Source organism: Bacillus sp. NPDC077027 (assembly GCF_050269555.1).
Classification (GTDB): Bacteria; Bacillota; Bacilli; order Bacillales; family Bacillaceae; genus Bacillus.
The window spans coordinates 137,113-160,364 of the sequence record NZ_JBNNIO010000002.1; the positions used below are offsets into that span (position 1 = coordinate 137,113).

23 protein-coding genes are annotated in these 23,252 nt (G+C 40.7%); 4 read left to right on the plus strand and 19 right to left on the minus strand.

Going from position 1 to position 23,252, the window contains the following annotated elements:
- Positions 1-4: 4 nt before the first annotated feature.
- The 5 genes from thrB to yutH form a co-directional block, all read right to left on the minus strand.
- On the minus strand, positions 5-925 hold the full coding sequence (gene thrB, locus ACQKEZ_RS06295; protein ID WP_427299470.1) for a homoserine kinase: 921 nt from the start codon (positions 923-925) through the stop codon (positions 5-7).
- Positions 922-1,983 (minus strand): threonine synthase, encoded by a 1,062-nt coding sequence (gene thrC, locus ACQKEZ_RS06300; RefSeq protein ID WP_427299471.1) that lies wholly within the window; start codon positions 1,981-1,983, stop codon positions 922-924. Before thrC ends, thrB begins: the two co-directional genes overlap by 4 nt.
- Positions 1,980-3,284: a homoserine dehydrogenase gene (locus ACQKEZ_RS06305; protein ID WP_427299472.1), complete on the minus strand. Its 1,305-nt coding sequence runs from the start codon at positions 3,282-3,284 to the stop codon at positions 1,980-1,982. Before ACQKEZ_RS06305 ends, thrC begins: the two co-directional genes overlap by 4 nt.
- Positions 3,285-3,506: 222 nt before the next feature.
- Positions 3,507-4,475, minus strand: a complete 969-nt coding sequence (locus ACQKEZ_RS06310; RefSeq protein WP_427299473.1) for a 2-hydroxyacid dehydrogenase — start codon at positions 4,473-4,475, stop codon at positions 3,507-3,509.
- 113 nt (positions 4,476-4,588) lie between these two features.
- The gene (gene yutH, locus ACQKEZ_RS06315; RefSeq protein ID WP_427299474.1) at positions 4,589-5,617 is read right to left on the minus strand and encodes a spore coat putative kinase YutH; all 1,029 of its coding nucleotides are present in this window, start codon (positions 5,615-5,617) and stop codon (positions 4,589-4,591) included.
- Between the two features lie 115 nt (positions 5,618-5,732).
- On the opposite strand from yutH, the gene ACQKEZ_RS06320 reads away from it, so the two are divergent.
- Complete coding sequence (locus tag ACQKEZ_RS06320; RefSeq protein ID WP_427299475.1) at positions 5,733-6,233, plus strand: phosphatidylglycerophosphatase A family protein; 501 nt, start codon at positions 5,733-5,735, stop codon at positions 6,231-6,233.
- A gap of 39 nt (positions 6,234-6,272) precedes the next feature.
- Here ACQKEZ_RS06320 and ACQKEZ_RS06325 read toward each other — a convergent pair whose 3' ends face one another.
- Genes ACQKEZ_RS06325 through ACQKEZ_RS06335 form a run of 3 tightly spaced genes read right to left on the minus strand, consistent with a single transcriptional unit; the run spans position 6,273 to position 7,793 of the window.
- Positions 6,273-7,043: a TIGR01457 family HAD-type hydrolase gene (locus ACQKEZ_RS06325; protein WP_427300486.1), complete on the minus strand. Its 771-nt coding sequence runs from the start codon at positions 7,041-7,043 to the stop codon at positions 6,273-6,275.
- 20 nt (positions 7,044-7,063) lie between these two features.
- Complete coding sequence (locus ACQKEZ_RS06330) at positions 7,064-7,498, minus strand: DUF86 domain-containing protein (RefSeq protein WP_427300488.1); 435 nt, start codon at positions 7,496-7,498, stop codon at positions 7,064-7,066.
- A gap of 19 nt (positions 7,499-7,517) precedes the next feature.
- Entirely contained in the window at positions 7,518-7,793 is a 276-nt protein-coding gene (locus tag ACQKEZ_RS06335; protein WP_427299476.1) for a YutD family protein, read from the minus strand.
- 119 nt (positions 7,794-7,912) lie between these two features.
- On the opposite strand from ACQKEZ_RS06335, the gene ACQKEZ_RS06340 reads away from it, so the two are divergent.
- Positions 7,913-8,545 (plus strand): YhcN/YlaJ family sporulation lipoprotein, encoded by a 633-nt coding sequence (locus tag ACQKEZ_RS06340; RefSeq protein ID WP_427299477.1) that lies wholly within the window; start codon positions 7,913-7,915, stop codon positions 8,543-8,545.
- 38 nt (positions 8,546-8,583) lie between these two features.
- Here ACQKEZ_RS06340 and lipA read toward each other — a convergent pair whose 3' ends face one another.
- Positions 8,584-9,480, minus strand: a complete 897-nt coding sequence (gene lipA, locus ACQKEZ_RS06345; protein ID WP_427299478.1) for a lipoyl synthase — start codon at positions 9,478-9,480, stop codon at positions 8,584-8,586.
- A gap of 302 nt (positions 9,481-9,782) precedes the next feature.
- Between lipA and ACQKEZ_RS06350 the strand changes: the two genes are divergently transcribed.
- The gene (locus ACQKEZ_RS06350; RefSeq protein WP_427299479.1) at positions 9,783-10,772 is read left to right on the plus strand and encodes a peptidoglycan DD-metalloendopeptidase family protein; all 990 of its coding nucleotides are present in this window, start codon (positions 9,783-9,785) and stop codon (positions 10,770-10,772) included.
- Positions 10,773-10,803: 31 nt separating this feature from the next.
- Here the strand turns inward: ACQKEZ_RS06350 and yunB are convergent, their stop codons facing one another.
- The 6 genes from yunB to ACQKEZ_RS06380 form a co-directional block, all read right to left on the minus strand.
- Positions 10,804-11,574: a sporulation protein YunB gene (gene yunB, locus ACQKEZ_RS06355; RefSeq protein WP_427299480.1), complete on the minus strand. Its 771-nt coding sequence runs from the start codon at positions 11,572-11,574 to the stop codon at positions 10,804-10,806.
- Positions 11,575-11,644: 70 nt separating this feature from the next.
- Positions 11,645-11,950, minus strand: coding sequence for a YunC family protein (locus ACQKEZ_RS06360; protein ID WP_427299481.1), 306 nt, complete (start codon positions 11,948-11,950; stop codon positions 11,645-11,647).
- Positions 11,951-12,017: 67 nt separating this feature from the next.
- On the minus strand, positions 12,018-13,397 hold the full coding sequence (locus ACQKEZ_RS06365; protein ID WP_427299482.1) for a bifunctional metallophosphatase/5'-nucleotidase: 1,380 nt from the start codon (positions 13,395-13,397) through the stop codon (positions 12,018-12,020).
- Positions 13,398-13,461: 64 nt separating this feature from the next.
- On the minus strand, positions 13,462-14,313 hold the full coding sequence (locus ACQKEZ_RS06370) for a DUF72 domain-containing protein (protein ID WP_427299483.1): 852 nt from the start codon (positions 14,311-14,313) through the stop codon (positions 13,462-13,464).
- Between the two features lie 1,217 nt (positions 14,314-15,530).
- Complete coding sequence (locus ACQKEZ_RS06375) at positions 15,531-16,724, minus strand: MFS transporter (protein WP_427299484.1); 1,194 nt, start codon at positions 16,722-16,724, stop codon at positions 15,531-15,533.
- 169 nt (positions 16,725-16,893) lie between these two features.
- Positions 16,894-18,126 (minus strand): pyridoxal-phosphate-dependent aminotransferase family protein, encoded by a 1,233-nt coding sequence (locus tag ACQKEZ_RS06380; protein WP_427299485.1) that lies wholly within the window; start codon positions 18,124-18,126, stop codon positions 16,894-16,896.
- 264 nt (positions 18,127-18,390) lie between these two features.
- Between ACQKEZ_RS06380 and ACQKEZ_RS06385 the strand changes: the two genes are divergently transcribed.
- Positions 18,391-19,272: an endonuclease I family protein gene (locus tag ACQKEZ_RS06385; protein WP_427299486.1), complete on the plus strand. Its 882-nt coding sequence runs from the start codon at positions 18,391-18,393 to the stop codon at positions 19,270-19,272.
- 18 nt (positions 19,273-19,290) lie between these two features.
- On the opposite strand, the gene ACQKEZ_RS06390 is transcribed toward ACQKEZ_RS06385, so the two are convergent.
- The 4 genes from ACQKEZ_RS06390 to ACQKEZ_RS06405 all read right to left on the minus strand — a co-directional run bounded on the left by ACQKEZ_RS06390 (position 19,291) and on the right by ACQKEZ_RS06405 (position 23,152).
- Positions 19,291-20,049, minus strand: coding sequence for an IucA/IucC family C-terminal-domain containing protein (locus ACQKEZ_RS06390; protein WP_427299487.1), 759 nt, complete (start codon positions 20,047-20,049; stop codon positions 19,291-19,293).
- A gap of 30 nt (positions 20,050-20,079) precedes the next feature.
- Entirely contained in the window at positions 20,080-21,117 is a 1,038-nt protein-coding gene (locus tag ACQKEZ_RS06395; RefSeq protein ID WP_427299488.1) for a FecCD family ABC transporter permease, read from the minus strand.
- Positions 21,110-22,126, minus strand: a complete 1,017-nt coding sequence (locus ACQKEZ_RS06400; RefSeq protein WP_427299489.1) for a FecCD family ABC transporter permease — start codon at positions 22,124-22,126, stop codon at positions 21,110-21,112. The genes ACQKEZ_RS06395 and ACQKEZ_RS06400 overlap by 8 nt, the downstream gene beginning before the upstream one ends.
- A gap of 69 nt (positions 22,127-22,195) precedes the next feature.
- Positions 22,196-23,152 (minus strand): ABC transporter substrate-binding protein, encoded by a 957-nt coding sequence (locus ACQKEZ_RS06405; protein ID WP_427299490.1) that lies wholly within the window; start codon positions 23,150-23,152, stop codon positions 22,196-22,198.
- Positions 23,153-23,252 lie beyond the last annotated feature (100 nt).

Here is a 23,252-nt window from a genome sequence, read left to right on the forward strand (position 1 = left end):
AGGTTTATACTTGATTAACAGAATAGTGTTCGACGACCACACCTTCTGTTGGTACTGTTAACAAATCGACTTCACAATGAGGAAAATTGAGGGCGAGCTGCTTTTTTAGCGCTTCTCCCTTTCCTTTTTCCGTTAACGTTAAAATTGTCGGACCTGCTCCGCTTAATGCCGTCCCGTATGCACCTTTTAAAGAGGCGACATGTTCTACCTTTGATAGCTCTGGCACAAGCATCGTACGGTATGGCTGATGAAATAAATCCTTTTTCATCATCTCACCAACAAGCGGCCAATTTTGCGTAAATAACGCGGCAACTAGCACATTACTAATCGAACTTGCTTTGACTGCATTTTTATATGAAAAGTCATCCGGCAATACGTCACGTGCATCCTTTGTGAGCACTTCATAAAAAGGAATGACAACCACAACATCAACATCAACGTGTTGCACCTTTACAGCTTGTGTTGCTCCTTCCTCATGAAAGCCGATTAATAATCCGCCAAAAAGAGACGCACCCGCATTATCAGGATGCCCTTCCTCTTTACTCGCAAAATATAGCTTTTCCTCATCAGACATATGAAGGCTAAGCAGTTGATTCGCTAGCTCTATTGCGGCGACAATCGCAGCTGCACTACTTCCTAATCCGCGTGCGAGCGGAATATCACTCCACACTTTGACATGAACAGACGGGAGCGTTTTTCCATAGTAATCTGCTACCTTTTTTGCCGTTTGATAGATTAAGTTATCGGTTCCGACTGGAATGCCGGCCACAGCATCGGTCTCTGCTTCAAATAGCCAACTATCATGGTCGTAGATGGATAACTTTAAATAGCGGCTAAGTGCCATTCCGATTGAATCAAAACCTGGCCCTAAATTTGCAGTACTTCCCGGAACTGTAATTGAAAAAAGCATGGAGACTTCACTCATACTCGTGCTGCCCCTTCTAGATGCTTAAGGATTTTCTCCTCATCTGCCTGTAATTTTACCGGCTTTAACTGTGAAATGTCGATAGCTGTATTTGGATCTTTCAATCCATTTCCTGTTAATACAGCAACTACTTTGCTGCCTGGTTTGATTTCACCAGATTTCACCTGTTTTAGAACACCTGCAATGGAAGCACACGAGCCTGGTTCTGCAAACACACCTTCCTCGCGAGCAATTAATTGATACGCATGCAGAATTTCTTCATCTGTGACTTCATCAATTTTCCCATTTGATTCTTCAGCCGCTGCAACTGCTTGCTTCCAGCTTGCAGGATTACCAATACGGATAGCTGTTGCTACAGTTTCTGGACTTTCAATGACTTCATTCCGTACAATTGCCGCTGCTCCTTCTGCTTCGAAACCACGCATAGCAGGAAGGCCTGTTCCTTTTTTCTCATTATATTCTTTGAATCCTTTCCAGTATGCTGTGATGTTCCCTGCATTTCCAACGGGAATCGCCAACACGTCTGGTGCAGATCCAAGCTGCTCGCAAATTTCAAACGCGGCTGTTTTCTGCCCTTCAATTCGATAAGGATTCACTGAGTTGACAAGAGCAATCGGTTCTTTTTCACAAATGCTTCGCACAATTTTAAGTGCATCATCGAAGTTACCATCAATGGCAATGATTTCAGCACCATACATGACGGCTTGCGCTAGCTTTCCGAATGCAATCTTTCCATCTGGAATAATCACGATGCACTTCATATTCGCACGAGCGGCATATGCTGCTGCTGCTGCGGATGTATTCCCTGTAGATGCACACATCACAGTGTCATTGCCTTCTTCTTTCGCTTTCGCTACTGCCATAACCATCCCTCTGTCTTTAAAAGAGCCAGTTGGGTTTACGCCTTCTGTTTTCACATGAAGCTCAATACCAAGTGTTTCAGAAAGTTTGGCAAGATGAACGAGCGGTGTATTTCCTTCATTTAATGTTAGTTTTGGTGTTTGTTCATTCACTGGTAAATATTCTTTGAATTCTTCAATTAATCCATTCCACTTCATCGGCTTAAACCGTTCCCTTCCACTCGGTATGTGCTTTTCACTTGAACCACTACGTCGAGGTCATTTAGTTTTTGTAAAATATCTGAGAAATCCTCTTCAGATGTACGATGTGTAATAATCACAATTTCCGCAAGTTCGTCGTTTTCTTTAACAGGGAGCTGAAGTATTTTTTCAAAACTGATTCCTCTTTCAGAGAAAATAGACGTAATACGTGAGAACGCACCAACTTGATCTCTGACATGGATTCTTAAAAATTGCTGTGCAAATACTTCAGAAGGTGTTTTCATTTTCTTTTCAAACTGGGGTGCAATAAAACCGCTTCCGTTCACACCAAGACGCATATTTTTCATCACGGCGACTAAGTCAGAAACAACGGCTGTTGCAGTTGGCAGACTGCCTGCACCTGGTCCATAGAACATCGTCTCTCCTACTGCACTCCCATAGACGTAAACAGCGTTATATTCGTTGTTTACGGCAGATAGAGGATGATGATCTGGAAGCAGTGTTGGCTGGACGCTTACCTCGACCTTATCACCATCTCTTTGGGCAATACCAATGAGTTTCATTGTATAACCGAAACGTTTACTGAAATTAATGTCTTCATCAGAAATTGCTGAAATTCCCTTTACTTTTACATCTTCTAGGTCGACATTCATAGAGAATCCAAGTCGTGCAAGAATGGCCATCTTTCGTGCGGCATCAAGTCCTTCTACATCAGCTGTTGGATCAGCTTCTGCAAAGCCTAAATCCTGCGCTTCTTTTAAGACATCCTCATAGGCACTTTTATCAACATTCATCTTCGTTAAAATAAAATTCGTTGTCCCATTGACGATACCCATCATTTTGGTAATACGGTCAGAAGCGAGGCCTTCTTCTAGTGTGCGTAAAATAGGGATGCCTCCGGCTACACTAGCTTCATAATAAAGGTCACAACCGTTTTCTTTTGCTACATTTAATAGTTCTGTACCGTAAAGTGCCATTAAGTCTTTATTTGCAGTAATGACATGCTTTTTTGCCTTTAATGCATCAATCAAGTACTGTTTTGTGTCTTCAATTCCACCCATTACTTCAATGATGACATCTACTTCCGGATCTTTGATCACATCATATACTTCTGTTGTGAAGACTTCCTTTGCCACATCCACGTCTCTTTTTTTATCGGGATTGCTGACAAGTACTTTCTGTATTAAAACGGGGCAGCCAATCTGGTGCATCAATTTATCCTGATGATTTTGAATAATTTTGACAACACCACTGCCAACTGTGCCTAATCCTAGTAGTCCTACTCGAATTGCCTTCACCTAAAATTCCACCTTTCTCCGTAAATGTCCTCCCTAAAAAGACATTTGTTAACCCATCACAGACATTCAATGTAAACACATTATATAGGTCTCTCCTCATTTTGACAAGATGATAAAATGCGGAGATGCAAACATGAAACCGCTTAACTCCTATATAAATCAAGATTCTATATTTTCAAAATATTTTTGTTAGAAAAGCTCCCGAATATCAGAAGCCTTTGTTTATGCTTGGATTGGCGTTTTTGCTTTTTTGCCATTTAACACAAGTGCAATGTTTTCTGCACAAAGGTGCATCATGTTTTTTCTTGTTTCTACACTTGCACTACCGATATGTGGAAGGACGGTCACATTTTTTAATTGTGTTAGTGGGTGTGTGTTGCTCACTGGCTCTTTTCGAAATACATCTAGCCCTGCACCAGCAATCTTCCCTGTCGTGACTGCGTCGTAAAGTGCGGTTTCATCAACGGTTTGTCCCCTTGATACGTTAACGAAAAATGCCGTTTCTTTCATTTTGGCAAACGCATCTGCGTTAAACATGTTCTCTGTTTCCGAAGTGAGCGGTGTTAAACAAACAATGAAATCTGATTGCATGAGAAGGTCATCAAAGGACGAATACGTCACGCCTAATTGCTGTTCGGCCTCTTTTTTTCTTGTACGATTGTGATAGCACACCTTCATGTCAAAACCTTTCGCTCTTTTCGCAAGAGCTGTTCCGATACTTCCCATGCCAACAATTCCGAGTGTTTTATGATGAACATCAGCACCAGCAAGTAAGAGTGGTCCCCAGCCTGTCCACTTCCCCTCTTTCACCCAATCACTTGCTTCTACAATGCGTCTAGCGGAAGAAATGAGCAGTGCAAACGCTAAGTCAGCAGTAGATTCTGTCAGTACATCAGGTGTATGACAGGCAGTTACTCCGTTTGCGTGTGCTGCTTTGAGATCAATATTGTCATAGCCGACCGCTAAATTTGCGACAACTTTTAGATTCGGTGCGTGATCTAGCAACGCCTGATCAATTTGATCAGATAGCATTGTTAAAAGACCATCAGCTCTATTTGCCTGCCTTTCTAATTCTTCTCTCGGACAAGGCTCATCTTCATGTGGCCACATCTCAATATGAGCAGCTTCTTTTAATGGAATTAGTGCGTTATCATCTAATTTTCTTGTGATATAAACATAAGGTTTCGTCAAAAAAGACCACTCCTTTTTTGTATTGATTCAAGCATAACGAAAAACGCCTCTATATGAAAGAGACGTTTAGTCTTGGGACTATTTCGAGGTAACGAGACATGACATGATACATCCTAAAGAGTGGTGCTGTTCAACCAACCAATCGCCGGAATGCTAGTTGCTTGCGCTCGCATGTTTGACATCTCTTGAAATACCTTTAGAAAATGTTCATATCGCTTATGGTCGTCTAATAAATAGTCTAATCGCTGTTCATAATAATGCTTCTCAGACTCACTTGACATATAATAGCCCTCAACAATTTCAAAATAATGAAGTGGAAAAAGAAGCCTGCTATATAAAAGGCGTTTTGAAAATGAGGAAAGAGGTGTTATTTGTTCATATTGCTGTAAAAAGGAGAATCCTTCTTCTAATAAGTCCTCTTTATGCTGAACAAAGGTTTCTCTTAAATATTCTGCAATGTCTCTTGTGGGATGATCAAATACCCAATCGACTGGTAAGCGGAGCAGCTGATCACCATGCCATGTGACACGGGAAAAGCGCTGGTGACAAACTGTTCCTGAATCACATTCCTTAGGATCATCATCAAGCTCTGTATCAACTAAATACTGAATTGCAGTTTCTGTTAAACCAAGGTAATAAGGAAAGGATTCGATAAATTGCTTTTCAAATCGTTCAAGTGGCTTCTGATGCATTTGCTGCATCCAAAAGCCTTCAAGCTGGTCTAATCGCTTCGCCCATAGCTCTTTCCATGCACCTACTCGTTTTGTTTCGGATACTTCATAAGGAAACCTTCTTCCTCTCTGATGAAATGCTGCAAGCTCTGCCGCATGCTGAAACGAGCGACCAGGCGCAGGTGGTGTTGCTTTTAAAAGCGCATAAAGCTGTTTACCATGTTCAAAGGTTGGCTTGCCTTCACTCGTTAATTCAAAGACAGCAACGTATGGGTCTCCATCATTCAGTAAATACTGACTGATATGATAAAGCTCAGTGATTTCCTCTTCTCGCAAATGAGAGATGGGGACAACCAAATAAAGAACCTGAGCTGTTTGAAAGCTTTGATACGTACCATATTGTATAAACTGTCTGACATCAATGCCAAATGTGTGATAAATGGTCTCTTTCATGTTTTCACCTACGTTCATTTGAATCGACTGCCTTTATCACATCGTAGTCGCAGTTTTGAGGAAATATGAATACAATTTATTATCCTAAGCTTTTACACATTGTGGACAAATTACGAGGATTGGGTGAAAATTGATGCCAAATCATCATGAGATGAATCATGTCGAACAAACAGCAAGAGATCGCTTGCAGGAGCGAGGCGTAACTATTCAGGATATTGCTGACCTCGTCTATTTTTTACAGGAAAAGTATCATCCGGGCTTGGCAATGGAAGAGTGTATTAAGAATGTAGAACGTGTACTGAAAAAACGCGAGGTGCAAAATGCGATTCTTACAGGAGTTGAGCTAGATGTTCTTGCAGAGCAAAAAAAGCTCACACAGCCGCTTCAATCCATTATTGAAACAGATGAGAGTTTGTATGGGGTTGATGAAATTTTATCTTTTGCGATCGTCAATATTTACGGTTCTATTGGCTTTACCAATTACGGATATATTGATAAAAAAAAACCGGGGATTCTCGGCAGATTAAATGACAAGTCTACTGGTGAGTGCCATACATTTTTAGACGACATTGTAGGTGCTATTGCTGCGGCTGCATCAAGTCGGCTTGCCCATAGCGCTAAAAACACAGAATAAATTAAGAAGGAGGACACATCAAGATGTCCTCCTTCTTATTCAGATTCGGTCAAACCATTCTGATAACGAATCAATCACGTATGTTGGTTGTTCATCATATTGTTTGAGCAATTCTTGTGTGGTCACACCTGTGTGTACAAGTAATGTGTCCATCCCTGCATTCATGCCAGCCTTAATATCCGTATCATAATTGTCTCCAACCATCAGTGTCTCAGATACATCTGTTCCAAGTACACGCATCGCTTGTTTCATGATGATCGGTTCTGGCTTTCCAATAAATATTGGGTGTACTGTAGTCGAAACCGTCAATACAGATGTTAATGAGCCATTTCCAGGCAAGAGTCCTCGCTCAGTCGGAATGGCAATGTCGCCATTTGTTGAAACAAATTGTGCCCCGTTTCGGATCGCAATTGCCCCTACGGCTAATTTTTCATATGTAATGTCTCGGTCAATGCCAACGACAACAAAATCAGCCTCTTCTTTGCCAAAGGTTAACCCTTTTTCTTCAATTGCCTGCTTAATGCCTTCTTCTCCAATCATATAAACAGACGCATCTTTTTTTTGTTCTACAATATAATTGGCTGTTGCCATACTTGTTGTAAACACTTGCTCTTCTGTTGCTGGAATATCAAAGGAAACAAGCTTTTCCGCTACCTGTTTCGGTGTACGAGAGGAATTGTTCGTCACAAATAAGTAGGGAATTTGCTTTTCATTTAGCTTTTTAACAAACTTTCCTGCTTCTTCAATTTTTTCTGTTCCTTTATACATCGTTCCATCCAGATCAATTAAATAGCCTTTGTATTTCATGATGTCTTCACAACTCCAATTGTTTATTTAAATGCAGATACTGGGCCAAGCTCTTGTTCCAAATAAGTACGAACGCGCTTTGGAAATGATTGAAGAGCACCTTCCACCATACGAAAGACTTGCAAAAGATCACCATGTGAGACATCCTGATATTGCTGAACGAGGGTTTTTCTGCATGCCACAAGTTTTTTCAGTTGATCCCCTTCTTCAGCCGACACAACCTTTTCATCGACTAGGATGTCCATGATATCGTCGTAGCTTCCCGGATCACGCATAATAAAACCGTCAATCATGTCATTTCCTGTATCAAGGATGCATTCTACTAATAAGTGAGCGATTCTTTCCAATGCCTTTTTCTCTAATGGACTCGTCCACGATTGATGATCGCTTAAAAGCTTATATTGTGCTTCATAAAAACGTAATGTCTCTTCCACCTTGTTTCTGTCTACGAAATACATCATGACGCTCCCCTTTGCGCTATTTTCTGATTCGTTTTAAGACAAAGTATGCACATCCGAAATTACAGTATTCATAAATATACTCATCGAGTGTGCTTATTTTCGTATCAAATGTCGCTTTTTGATTTTGGTCGTCAAAAAATCCTTTTAACCTCAGCTGATTGTAGCCCCAATCACCAACGATATAATCATACTTATTTAAAATATCTGAGTATCTTGCTTTAAACGCTTCCTCATTAAAGCCTTCTTTGACATCTTTCATGATGTCAAATGTAGCATTTTGAATGACAATCATCTTCTCACCTCTTTTTACCGATCCATCTTTAATGATAATTCATTAGAACAACTCCATCAATTGCTAAAGCATGTTTTTTCCGTTTTAGCCGAAGCTAAAGGAAAAGGAGGTCACTTATTATGAAACGAATTACAACTAGCATCCTCCTCTGTATACTTTTAGGCGGATGTGGCTTTCAATCAGGCATGAATCAACCAGTGGATAAAGATTCTTCAAGTAAAACCATTCGACTGTCTGACCGTCATGAAGGAAACAATTCAAACATGCCGGAAACAGACACAAATAGAGCAGGTTATGTTCGTTATCAAAGACAACAAATGACTGATCAAAAGGAAAAAACACCTGCTTTGAACCGTGAACACCTTGCCCATGTAATTACAAGTTTAGCCGTGCAACTGCCTAACATTCAAGATGCAGCGACACTTGTCACTGATGAGGATGCACTCATTGTGTATCGAACAGGAAATCGAAATAGAGAGGAATCAGCCGATCAAGTGAAGAAAACAGCCGTTTCTGTTCTCCCTCGTTATTATCATGTATATGTCTCTGATAATCCAGAGCACTTTCAATCCATTGCCAATTTTTCACGTCTTCAAACCAATTCACGTGATTTCGATCAAATTTTAACAAAAACCATACAGCAAATGAAATACTCTCCTCAAGGTGGGGATATTTCAAACAAAGAAGATCCAAATGGATTGACAAACTCTGACCGTACCATGAGACGAAATGTGCCTTATGGTCAAAATTAACACGAGAAAAAACGCCAGAACTCTCTGGCGTTTTCTTGTTATGCTTGCGCCTGACGCTTTTTGGACGCTTCGTTTACTTGTTCGTCTGCATGGTATGAAGATCTGACAAGCGGGCCAGCTTCACAGTGATTAAATCCTTTAGACATCGCGATTTCTTTTAACTCTGCGAACTCATCTGGATGGTAGTATTTTTGTACTTTTAAATGCTTTTTCGAAGGTTGTAAATACTGACCAATTGCCATAATGTCTACGTTACTTGCAAGAAGATCATCCATGACTTCGATAATTTCTTCTTTCGTTTCGCCTAATCCAATCATAATGCTTGATTTTGTTGGAATGTCAGGCTGCATTTCTTTTGCACGACGCAAAAATTCTAACGAACGATCATATGTAGCACGTGCACGAACTCTTGGTGTTAACCTGCGAACTGTTTCGATATTATGATTTAAAATATCAGGGCGTGTATCCATTAATGTCTTCAGGTTATCATAATTGCCGCCCATGTCTGAAGGGAGAACTTCAATTGTGGTAAATGGGCTTTTTCTTCTAATCGCACGAACCGTTTCAGCAAAAACGCCTGCGCCCCCGTCTTTTTGGTCATCCCTTGCAACCGCTGTTATAACAGCATGTTTTAAGTTCATCAAAGCAACCGAATCTGCTACACGTTCTGGCTCTTGTAAATCAAGCTCCGTTGGAAGTCCGGTTTTCACCGCACAGAAACGGCATGCGCGCGTACATACTGAACCGAGGATCATAAATGTAGCAGTTCTTCTTACTGCCCAACATTCGTGAATATTCGGACATTTCGCTTCCTCACAAACAGTATGCAGGTTGTTTTCTCGCATCATTTTTTTCAGACCGGTATAGTTTTCATTTGTATTCAGCTTAATTTTAAGCCAGTCCGGTTTCCTTACGTGCTCTTCCTTCTTTGCCAATTCCATCATCTCCATATGAATTCATTAAGGGTACATATACAAAAATCTTCCTGCAATATACGATGGATGCAGCGAGTGCTCGTGTACTTTTACTGCTGCATAAAAGTTCTTCGGCATAAAGCCTTTTCTTTAGACACTTTAACATAGTGGAGTTTGAACAACAAGGGAATGAGCTGTGAAAATATCCAAATCCCTCCTAAAGTACCCGGAGAAAATTACTAACATTTTCTTCTTATGATTCCTCTCGTTCAAACCACACTAATCATTAGGACGTGTAAACGGAAGGAAGGAGATCGAAGGCTATGAAATTTGTTTTAGCCGTTATGATGGCGCTCTCAATTTTACCTATTTCTGTTCATGCAAAAACGGCTGAAAAACCCGCTGATGAAGTAAAACAACGCATGGCATTATACGAGAAGATTGCGATGACAACACAAGTTCCTTGGTATGTACTAGCCGCTGTTGATCAATATGAACAAAATGTCCGTAAAAGTAGAAGAGATCTCCCTAAACAAAAGGGACTCGTTGGCATCTACATTCCCCGGGAAATGTGGATTGGACTTGAGAATCCTAATAAAAAAGATACGGCTCCACTTAGCATCAAGGTGTTCGATGGAATCGGTCTTGATGGCAACGGTGATGGAAAAGCGGAAAGTGACAATGACGAAGACGTTTTATTCACATTTGCTCAGTATTTACTTTATTACGGCAGTGGAATGGATCAATTAAAAATAGCTCTTTGGGATTATTATGGACGCGATCAAACAGTTGGTATTATCACAGAATTCATGAAAATATTTAAGCATTACGGTCATATTGACCTAGGCAAGCATGCCTTCCCGCTTCCTGTTGGCTCAGATTATAGCTACCGTAGCACCTGGGGGGATGCTAGAGGGTTTGGCGGTAGAAGAATTCATGAGGGAACTGACCTATTTGCACACTATGGACTCCCTGTACGTGCCACTTCCTACGGCATCATAGAAATGAAAGGCTGGAACCGTTTCGGTGGATGGAGAATTGGCATCAGGGATATCCATAACAACTATCATTACTTTGCTCATCTCAACGGTTTCTCTAAAGGATTAAAGGTTGGGCAAATTGTTGAACCTGGACAGGTCATTGGATCGGTAGGAAGCTCTGGGTATGGACCACCTGGAACCGCTGGAAAATTTCCGCCCCATTTACACTATGGGATGTACAAGGACAATGGCAGAATTGAATGGTCATTTGACCCTTACCCGCATTTAAAAGCATGGGAAAGAGCTGAACGAAAAAGAAAACGAACATCATAAGAAAACAGCCCACTGAGACTTTTGGGCTGTTTTAATCTTCGTCATCCTTTTCTTTTTTACCAGGAAGCATAATTGAAGGAGAAGTCGAACCATTACCATTGTAAAAGTCTGGAACATCTCCTTGTACAGCTTGAATAGATACAGGTACAGAATTTTTTACAACAATCGTATCTGAAGCAAATGGAATGATGACCCTCACCTTCACTTCGATGAGTACACTAATATCTATGAGTGCATTGTTAATGCCATAAGGCTTCACATTTTTTTCGACATCTGTATGCGGATCACCGATGACACTAAATCGAACAGGCACTCTTGGACCTAAATTGGCAATAAGCGCATTACCAGAAGCCTGCCCCAACGGGATATTGTATATAATGCCGTCGTGACCAGCTGCTTTATCTTTTAACGTTTCCTTCGCTTCTTTTTGAAAGTTCCCCTTTTCAACTTCCTCTAAATTTTTCTGAAGGAAGCGTGACAAATCCGCCATGGCTTTAGAGGTGGCTTGTGCATTGAAATCAATGGTCGTCACTTTCCCGTTCTCGCTCGTTTTCATCACGACCATGTCCTTCATATTTTGTTGATCAGCCGCAAAATCTTGCACTGAATATTGAATTAAATGGTTGGCAATTCGCTCTGTTTCCATTTCTGCAATATGCATCAGTGTCGGTTTGATCGAACGGTTAATCACTAAAAGGCTAATGACGGTTGATAAAATAAAAAACATCACAGCGAGTAGCATCACATATCTAAATGGCAATGGTCCCTTTTTGACGGGGCGATAACGACGATGCTTTCTCAATAAAAAATCCCCCCTTCTCCATAACAAGTGTATGCAGACAGGCGGGGGTATAAGAATCAAGCTGACAACTTTATTTGACCATTTTTAATAATGCGTCTCTTCCCGTCGTTCCCATTTTAATGCCAAGCGCTTCTGCGCCATATGTTACAGATTCCAAAGGAGCATCAAGCAGCTGGTCGATCGTTCTGACACCGACGGCTCTACCCGCGATGATTCCTCTGTCTGCTAGCTTTTCGTTTAAGAGTGCCACATCGAGTGCGCCGCACATAATATAGCCATGCTCATTTGTCACTGCCATAAAATTCGTCTTCGGCAATTTGACGGTGACGGCTGTAAAGGATTGGCCATCAATGATAATAGGCGTTAAATTTACCAAACCCCTTCACTCCCTTCAACACAATCTATGTGAAAAGGGGGCAGGTGTTGTTAGGCATAAGCGGAAATCAAGATGTTCCCTTCAGTTTCCAGCTGAGTAGATCTCTCAAAAACTCTGGCATAAAGTATTCAATACTCTCATGATCCCGAATATGAGGAAATAAAGAACCGAGTGTGTACATATCAACAGTTCCAACCGAATAGGTGTCATCATCGTTAAGTGGTCGTCCATGAATGAGAATATCATTCACTTTCTTTTGCCTTTTATCGGCTTCTTCGATTGTATATGTTAACCCACTATATAGCATTTTCCCCATGACTTCACCTCTAAAGCCAAAGCCTTTGATTCTTAGCTGTTCCATCTTTTCCTCTGCTGCTTGTTGCACGGTTTCACGAAGTTGTCTACCAGTGAATTCAACACGAATTGGGTTAATAGGATGCGGACAAATGCGATGGATGTCTTCTCTTGTCATCACACCCTCATCCAATGAATCAAGTAACATGCCTGCATTCATCATGGCAATGTCTGCTTGACACCATTCCTTAATGGCATCGGTTAAAAGCTGAGGTAGCGCAGACGGTTCAAACCATTTCGTATGCAATGCCTCCTGAAGAAATGTAACCTCTTCCTGCATTAGAGCCTTTGCTCTTTTTTCCGCCTGTTTTAATAAAGTGACAGTCTCACTAGATTCTTTTGTCAGCTGATCGACACGTTGAACACTCGCTTTTTTTTCAATGATTTGTTTTAATTCAGTGTCAATTGTCAGTTCGACACACCCAACGTAATGTCCATACTTCTCAGCACAAGCTAATAAGACTCCGTTTTCCATCTCCCCGTTCTCCAACAGATGGTGTGTATGCGATCCGAAGATGATATCTATCTCTGGAAAATCACGAGCGACATCACGATCATGGAGGATACCGAGGTGCGATAATAAAATAATCATATCCGCTTTCCCTCGAACCTCCTGAAGTACTTCACGAATGCTTTCAAACGGATCAGTCATTTCCCATCCAAGCTGGCGATAAACAGGTGTATACGCAATCGTCACACCAAGAATACAAAGAGTGAGACCACTATCTAATGTCATGATTCGATAAGGCTTTGCCCAGGCAGGTCGTTCCCCTTTTTCAAATAAATTAGAAACGATCACAGGAAACTGTGCATCATCATACAGATGATCTAATTTGTCATGAGGTAATGTAATGCCTTCATTATTACCGATTGTGGCACCATCGTATCTAAGCTGATTGAGCAATTTTACATTCACCTTTCCGAAATCAGCCTCAGATAAAAGGTTCACCCTGTCCATATGATCACCAATATCGAATAACAACATATGTTCATGTGTTTGCCGTTTTTCTTGGATGTAAGCCGCAATTTTTGGCCAATTTTCGAAATGACTGTGTAAATCGTTTGTATGATAAAACCATAGCTTTTGCAGCATCTCTATCTCTCCCTCAAGTTGTCACTGAAACCTCATTTCAGTGTGAAAGCCGCACTCTTTCTAATTAGCTAAATAAGTCTAGCTGCTTTGGCGATAGGCTGGAATAAGTGAGCTTCATCAGATCAATCATTTGTTGTCCATTTGTCGCAGCATCTCCACCAGAGTTATTGTTGAAGACGACATACACATCTTTTGACTGCTCGTGAAGCGTTTCTAAATGTGTTTTCCATTCTTTCAGTTCTGTTTCATTATATAAGTATAAATACCTGACTTCACGCCAGTTTTCATGATCTGCCGGATGCAGCCATCCCTGTTTATTTCTTCCATGAAAACGGACGAGGGTTTTGTCAGGATGTGTGGCGTGTATCACTGGCGGGATTGACCCTTCACCAATTTGGGGCTCATCACATACAGAGTGAATCCAGCCCTCCTTCTCCATAAAAGAGAGCGTCTGATGATAGAACTCCTTTGAAAACCACGTCCGATTTCGGAATTCTAGTGCACAAGGAATATCACCCATCTTTTCTTTACACCATCTTAAATAGTGAACATGCTCTTTTTTACAATCAAACCAAGGTGGAAATTGAAACAGCACCATAGCTAGCTTTTGTTCACGTATTAGTGGCGTCATCGACTTTTTAAAGGCTTCAAACATCTCATCCTTTGAGGCAAAAGGAATCTCACCTCTTTGATGCCCAGTCATCCCTTGATAAGCCTTAACGACAAATTGAAAGCCTTCTGGCGTATCGTTAATCCACTTTTCATGATTTCGTTCTGGTTGTACGGCATAAAAACTCGCATCTAATTCTACGATTGGAAAGTATGAAGAGTAATGAAACAGTTTTTTTGAGCCATTTGTTTTTGGCGGGTATATACTATCATGATCTCCCCATCCAGTTAATCCGATATAAATCATCTCTGTCACCTCTTGCCACAATCAAAGCGTGTCCTCTCACATTGCCATCTGTTATCATGCCGCAATTTTTCAGAATCACGCTTGTTCGTTTAAAGAATTTCGTCTTTCTACAAGATATCACATTTAGCCGTAATTCTGAATTAAGATGAACGAGACATTTCTCATCACTCGAATGGCTATGTCTGTTTAAGACTCATGTCAGACTTCGTTTTTGTTTGTCATATTAATTGACGACTTGCTATATAAAATTTGATTTGCTGATAACATAAACATCACATCAGACACTCTGACAGTGATAACCGTTATTTTTATTCATCTTCACCAACTGATTTTGGCTTGAATAAAAGGAAATTGAGGCGAATGAACATAATTTCAAAAAGTAAAACCAAACAATTCTCAGCTTAAAAATAAAAAAAGGATTGCGGACACCGCAATCAAAAAATAAATCACCTCATGAATTACCAATACAATACCAATCAATACTAGGATGCACATATATCCAAAAAAGGAGAGGGATCTTTATATGTCAATTCTACAAAACCGATGACAACATCACTTATTTTTCTTTATGTAACCATTTTCTAGACTCCCTTATTATCCCCCAAATTAGAAATCGATATAGTAGTACGATAAGAAAAAACGTATAAACAAATTCAAAAAGGGAGAAAGGTTCATAATCGACTAGGTAAGAATTAATAAAAATTAATATTAAAGAAAACAGTTCCATCAAAGAGTCTATAACTCTGTTTTCTTTGTACAAGTCCCTTGTCTTTTTGAAATTAAAGACATCTTTAATTTCCTCGCTGGAAATTCCTTTTATCAAACCTAGACCTATCAAATAAACCCCAAAAGAAAGTGCAAAGGACAAATTCAAAATCTGTGTTAACACACAGTAAATTAAAGTCAATAAGAATAAATACATTTTATTATTCTCCTTACCTCTTAGTATTTATAAAACACGTCTCACTTCCGCTAATTTGTCACATACTGTTAAAATACCCCAAAAATGACTATTGAACAATTCTAAACAAAAAAACAGTCCCATTGTAGCCTGCTTTTTTAATTGATTATGTAATTGTGAGCCATGACCTCAAATTTAATAGATACACTGATCTTTATACCTAATGACTTTTTCTTCTTTTTAGCAGCTTGAATTTCTTGAACTCCAAAGGAAGAAGCAATTGTATTTTTAACAAAAGTAAAATCGATTCGCTTTTCTACCTAGAAACAGAACGAGCTACTTGCTCTTTTTTTGCCCAAGCAATAGAAGTAGCAAAACTAATTAAAAGAACAAGTGTCCCAAACATGAATGGTAGTTCAATATGCAGATCAAATAAGATCCCTGCAAGGCTTGGTCCGACAATATTAGCAAGACTCATAAATGAAGTGTTTACACCACCGACTAACCCTTGTTGATCACCTGCCATTTTCGAAAGTAGTGTGTTCAGAGCAGGGCGAACTAAGGAGGTGCACGCTAAAAATAAAATGGCAAACGTGCATATAAACCAAAAAGATGGTGCAAAGCGACAAGCAACTAACATAAAAGCGGCACCTAAAAGCGCATATCGAACAACAAGCTTTTCACCAAGCCACTTCACTAGTGCATTGACACCTACAGCTTGAATGAACACCCCCACCAGCCCTGCGACCGTGATGACAAAGGCAATGTTCTTAGGGGTAAATCCATGTTTCTGGTTTACATATAAACCAAATACGGATTCAAAATGAATAATCCCAAAGTTTAAGACAAAAACAAGCATGAGCAAAAAGGCATACGGCGCTCGTAATGCTTGCATCATCTGGATGACCGGGTTCAAATTCGCTCCTTTTTTACGGCGTGCTTCGTGTTGTTTTTCCATGCTTAATGTTTCAGGCAAAAATAGAATAGATAGCAGTGTGGAGACAGCTGCGAATGAGCCTGCAATGAGGAAAGGAAACGAAATACCGTACTCAGCTAAATAACCGCCTACTCCTGGGCCAATAACAAATCCAAGTGTCATGGATGCACTAAACAATCCCATTCCTTTGCCTCGATCTCTTTCTGTTGTGATATCCGCTATATAAGCAAACATTGCAGGCATGAGCAATGCAGCCGAAGCACCACCCAGAAAGCGTGACACAAAAAGCATCCATAGCTGCCCTGCAAAGGCAAAGATAAATTGCGCAATGGCAAATCCTGCGATACCTGCGATAATTAATTTTCTACGACCAAACTTATCTGTTAGATGACCTGCAATTGGCGAAAAAATAAATTGCGTGAGGCCTGACGCAGCAACCAAAAATCCGAGCGTTTTGCCAGTCGCTCCAAACGCATCAATAAAACTCGGCATCACAGGCACGATGAGACCAAAACCTAACATGGCAATAAAAATATTCAGCATGAGAATATACAATCTGCCTAGCTTTTTCATAAAAAAACCTCTTTCTAAAAATAGATAAAAAAGATAAATGATGACAAAAAAAAGAAAGAACCTATTCAGTATATCGACTTCACGATCAACAAGTCTACTTTATTCTAAAAATGGTTATTCATTACAATAAAAAAACACCCGCCATGAGCGAGTATTTTTCCAGCTAACTTTATTTCTGTTCATATACATTTAATGCCGCCTGCAAGCTAGTACCGCAAATAATTGGTGCCCCGTGTCTGATGAGAATTGCTTCAAGACCAGCTAGAACAAAAAGGACATTTTCTTTCCTGCAACTGTAGCCCATCGTTCCAATCCGCCAAATTCTGCCCGCAAGCGGTCCAAATGAGCTTGCGATCTCGATGCCAAAGTGGGTAAGTAAATCAGCACGCACCGCCTCACCATCCACGCCCTCAGGTATTTCTATACAGGTCACAACAGACAATTTACACGACTCATCTCCAAACAACTGGAGTCCCATTGCTTTAAGGCCAGCAACTAGCGCCTTTTCATGAGATTGATGGCGTATAAAACGTTCTGTCAAACCTTCTTCAAGAACTAGACGCACGCCCTCTCTCAAAGCATATAACATTGTCGTGGCTTCAGTGTGATGATTTAATCGTCGAGGACTCCAATAATCCTGCAATTGACTCAAATCAAAATAGTTACTCTTAATATGTGGAATGCCTGTCTGACGCTCCAGCTCTTCCTGCGTCGCAATCCCTTTTTCGACTTTTTTTCGTGATTCAATGATTGCTGCGACTCGGTCATTATACGTGATTGGAGACATTCCAGAAGGAACGGACAAGCATTTTTGTGTTCCACCAATTGCGGCATCAATTTTCCAGTCGTCGACCTTCAGCTCTACTCCACCAATGGTTGCAACAGCATCGACAACAAGTAGCACATCAAGAGCACGGCAAGCTTCACCAATTCCCTGAAGTGACTGAACCCTCCCTGTAGATGTCTCGCCATGTACAAGGCCAACAACTTTCGGCTTGGTTCGTTCGATTTCCGCAATGATGACCTCCGGTTCAAATACTGTTCCCCATTCACTTTCTATTGTATGTACTTCTGCCCCATAACGCTGACCTATTTCAATCAAAAGATGTCCAAATCGACCATACACTGGGACAAGCATTCGATCACCTGGTTCGATGATGCTTGCAAGTACAGCTTCAATCCCTGATCGCGATGTACCATCAATCGGAAATGCCCACTCGTTTTCTGTTTGAAAAAGCTGTCTTAGAAGCTCCATCGTTTCATTCATAATCTGTGTAAATGCCGGATCAAATTGACCCAGAATCGGTGTACCCATCACGCGTAGAACACGTGGATCAACCTCAACAGGTCCAGGTGTCATAATGGTTCTTGAAGGTGTTTGCAGCTCTTTCATTTCAATCATTCCTTCCCTTAGCTATCGCCCTTATATGCCAACTTATACAGCAAAGCTTCTAAAATAGCAATCCCCTTTTCTAGCTGATCTAACATCCTTCTGTAAACGCATTTATCATCAATATCATTCTTGCCTCGGATCAATCCCATTGCCGACTGTACTTCAACAAATACATTTATTATTTACATTATTTTTATAAAAGATCCATTTATTTCTTCATACGATTGTGATAGAAATAGAGAGAATAGATTCAAAGTTGAGGAGGAAAACATAATGAAAAAAGCGCTGATAGGAACCTTTACCGCTTGTCTCGTCATTCTTGGCAGTGTCGTTCCACTTACGCCAATAGGAGCCATTACAAATCAAGTATCCACACAAAACGAAACACTCTCCACATTGACATTCTCTCCGCTACGGCTTGAAGTGGAAACATTGTCCTCTACGAAACAGGCTTCTACCACTAATAGCATTGACGCATACTATCAAACTGTGACTAGTAAATCAGGATTCGCTTTAAAAAAAGAATTACATGACTTGATTGATGACCATACGCCATTGTCTTACAGTGACGTATGGAATGCCTTGAAGGTAACTGACGAGGATCCGAACAATAAAAATAACGTTTTTCTGCTGTATAGCGGTATCTCCCGCTCTAAAAATGCAAATGGCGGAAATGTTGGACAGTGGAATAGAGAGCATGTCTGGGCAAAATCACATGGAAATTTTGGGACAAGCAAAGGACCAGGCACAGATCTCCATCACCTGCGAGCAACTGATGTACAAACAAACAGTACACGTGGGAATTTAGATTTTGATCTCGGTGGGAATGAATACAAAGGTGCTCCCGGTAACTATTACGACCACGATTCATTTGAGCCAAGTGATCGGGTCAAAGGTGATGTAGCAAGAATGCTTTTTTATATGACAGTCCGCTACGAAGGTGATGACAGTTTCCCAGATCTAGAATTAAATGATAAGGTCAATAACGGAAGTGCACCGTATCATGGTAAAATGTCTGTCCTCCTCAAATGGCACAAACAAGATCCAGTAGATCAAATAGAGAGAAGCCGCAATGACATCATTTATAGCCAATATCAGCATAACCGGAATCCATTTATTGATCATCCTGAATGGGTAAGCTCGATTTGGGAGTAAATAAAAAAGGCACTGCATTTAACATGCAGTGTCCTTCTTATTTGCTTGATGCTTTTTTTCAAGCGGACAGACGAGACAGTAGTCAAGACTCTCTGCTTTTTTCTCAAGCTTATAATACATACAGCACGTCTTCCTCTCTCCCGTTTGAAGAAGTGCCTCATCTAAATTTAAGCTTGCTTGAAACGGGTTGTCAGCCCAGCCAAAAATGTCACCATCTGCTTGCTTTAAAAACAAATAGTCATCTCTTATCCGTTCTTTCAGTAAGGGATCCGTTTCCTCTGCCATCATACTCTTATAATTTGAATTAATCCTGACCGCAATATTTTCCCAAAGAATCGAATAAGGCAATCTTGATACTCGATGAAGCATATGGAGAAGTGGTGTTACACTTTCTGTAAATAAGGATTTGACCACTTCTTTTCTCCATTCAGCTCGATCACCTTCTAGCATAGCTAGCACACAGTTCGTTTGATCTAATGAAAGTTTCCTATCCTCTCGAAAAGAGCATGCTTCAGGTGGAAATTGATACAAGCCATTGTATTTCGTCATCATATATAAAGAAGAGCTTACTACAAGGTACGCATACCGTTTTGAAAACATGGATGCTGCAACAACAAGATTTGGTGCGTGCATAGCAGCCTTTTCTGACGCCAAAAGCTTGCTACCATTTTCCTCAACGAATAAATGAGATAGCGTCCTTCCTTCCTCTGGACGATCCGTTAACTGAATACCAAAATCAAGCAATTCCTTTTTAACCCACTCTGGATAAGGCTTCATTTCATCAATCCCACCTTCCGCATACTAAATTTAATGATTCCTTTGTTGATACAGTAAGTAAATAAAGAATGGCGCGCCGATTGCAGCAGTAAACACGCCCGCTGGTATATCAAGCGGTAAAAATGCCGTTCTGGCAATTAGATCAGCCAGCATCACAAGGATACTCCCGATCAATGCAGAGGCTGGCACGAGTGCCACAAACGAACGACCAATTATTAATCTCGCAACATGCGGAGCCATCAGCCCCACAAACTCGATGCCTCCTGCAAAGGCAACAGCTATCCCCGCAAGAGTCACACTAATTAACAAAAAGAAGACTCGCTTTGATTGCACCTGTACACCAAGCCCTGTCGCAAGGTCATCTCCAAGCTCTTTGACATTCATCGTTCTTGCTAGAATCATGACCACCGGTATGAGTATGACCACCCATGGGAGCATGGCAGTGACATCCTTCATCGTTGAACCATAAAGGCTACCTGTTAACCAAATGTATGATTTCGTCGTTGTCATCGAGTCGCTTAATACAAGCGTAAATGTGACACAGGCCTTCATGATTGCTGAAATACCAATCCCCATCAACACAAGTGTGATCGGCTTTACTCCTTTTTTCCATGAAAACACATAAATAAGAGATGAGACAGCAAATGCACCAGTAATCGCCCATAAAGGTTGAAAACTAATCGGTACAGTGCCCATCCAAAAAACAATAAACATAATGGCACCAAAGGATGCTCCGCTCGTAATCCCAATGATATCTGGTGAAGCCAGCGGATTACGAATTAATCCTTGTAAAATGAGTCCTGACACAGCAAGAGACGCACCAACAAGTACTGCTAATAACGTTCGTGGAATTCTCAATGTATTTAATACAAAACGATTGCCTTCCCCCTGTCCGATGATATGCTTGAACACGTCAATCGGATGGATCAGTGTACTACCAAGCGATAAACTTGTGATAAATAGAAGAAAGGCGATCACACTCAGCATGCATAAAATGAAGCATGTTCTTTTAGAAAATTGAAAGGAGATCCGTCCATCTTTCGTTCGGATTGTATATGTTTTAGCCACTCGTTTTCAACCCCTTGCGCACGAGATATACAAAGAGCGGGGCACCAGCTACAGCAGTCATCACTCCGATCGGCACCTCCTCAGGCATGATTAAAAAGCGCGCGGCAATATCTGCCACAAGCAAAAGCGAGGCACCAACAACAGCACAGTAGGGAAGGACCCAACGATGATCTGGACCGACAAGCTTTTTCACAATATGTGGCACAAGGAAGCCAACAAAACCAATAGATCCCGCAACAGCGACTGAACCACCTGCTAAAAAGACAACGAGAATACCCATCACCACTTTTAATAAGATTGTACGCTGTCCAAGCCCTTTTGCAATGTCATCACCTGATAAGAGCACATTAATAGATCTCCCTAGAAACAATGCAACAATGGTTGCACCGCCGATATACGGTAAAACTGGCACGAGCATCTCCAAGTTTCTTCCTGACACAGAACCCGCCATCCAAAACAAAATACTTTGTATGGACTGTTGATTGACGATTAAGAGCCCTTGCGTAAAAGAGGCAAATAATGCTGAAATGGCCGCACCGGCAAGAACAATCTTCACTGGCGTGAGCCCATCTCTTCCGATAGAGCCTAAAAAGAACACAAACGCCCCAGCAATCGCCGCACCTAAAAAAGCAGTCCACATGTAACCAGTCAATGACTCTGCGGAAAAGAAAACAATCGAAATCACAATGAAAAAAAGCCCTCCTGCATTGATGCCTAATAAATCAGGGGCAGCAAGTGGATTTCTCGTTAATGCTTGCATCAGTGCACCGGCAATTGCAAGACTTGATCCAACCACAGCCGCAATGATGGCACGTGATAATCTCGATGTCATCACGATCACACTGTTTGCATCAGTATCATCAAAATGAATAAATGCCTGAATGGTTTCTTTGAAGGAAATAGAGGTCTGTCCAAGCGAAATGCTAAGCATAAAAAAGATGATCATCAAGAGGATGAAGCCAATAAACACCAGCGTCTTGCTTGAATCCTTTGTCAATAAACTTCTCATCTGATTCCCGCTTTCAATCTGTTATTCAAAAAGGAGAAAATGGTCTCTCATTTTCTCCTTCTGTCTTGCTTATTTTTCAAGTCCTAAACGATCGTAAATATCATCAAGCATTAAGTTAGCTGCGATAATACCACCAGCCATGTTCCATGTAATTTCATCAACTTCATGGACTTGATCTGCTTTGACTGCGTCAAGCTGCTTCCATAAAGGATGGCTTGTCCACTCTTTGTATGATTTCTGTACAGCACTGTCTTCCTTATCCATGAAATAGTAAATCACATCTGCATTCATTTGTGGAATACTTTCTTTGTCCGTCAGTGTAATAATGTCCTGTTTCTTGTCTTTCACATCCTTAGGACCTTCAAATCCTAACTCCGTTAAGATAGAACCCGCAAAGCCTGTTTGATAAATTCTAGCATGATCTGCACGGAAATTTAAAACCGCTACACTCATTGGCCAATTTTTGATGTTTTTCTCAGCTTTTGCTTTAAAATCAGCAACGCGATCATCCCACTTTGAAAGAAGCTCTTTTGATTTATCTTCTTTATCCAATGATTTACCTAATAGGTTCACTGTATCTTTAAATGTGAAAACTGTTTCTGTCGCTACAGTTGGTGCAATTTCAGACAATTGATCAAAAATTTCCTCATGTCTGACCTTAGATGCAATGATCAAATCAGGATTCAGCTTCTCAATCTCTTCTAAGTTTGGCTGTGTTTCCTGACCAACAATTTTCACATCTTTTAAATCATCTCTTAAATATTTATATTTAGGTGCCTCTAGCCAAGATTCTACAACACCTACTGGCTTAATACCCATCGCAACTGCTGCATCTGTTGCACCTTGGTATAAAGTCACAACTCGCTTTGGTGTACCTTTAATGTCCGTTGAACCGATAGCGCTTTCAACCGTACGAGTTTTTTCTTTATTATCACCAGACTTGCCTTCACTGCTATTATTACCGCAAGCTGCAAGCAAAACGATGGAGAGCACAACTAGCAAAGACCAAAAAGATTTTCTGAACATGTACCTCACCTATCCATTCTATATGTAGTCATATCGTTTGATAACGATTCTCATTATCACAATTTGATTTTATCATAGAAAAAGATGGTGTCAATGTAAA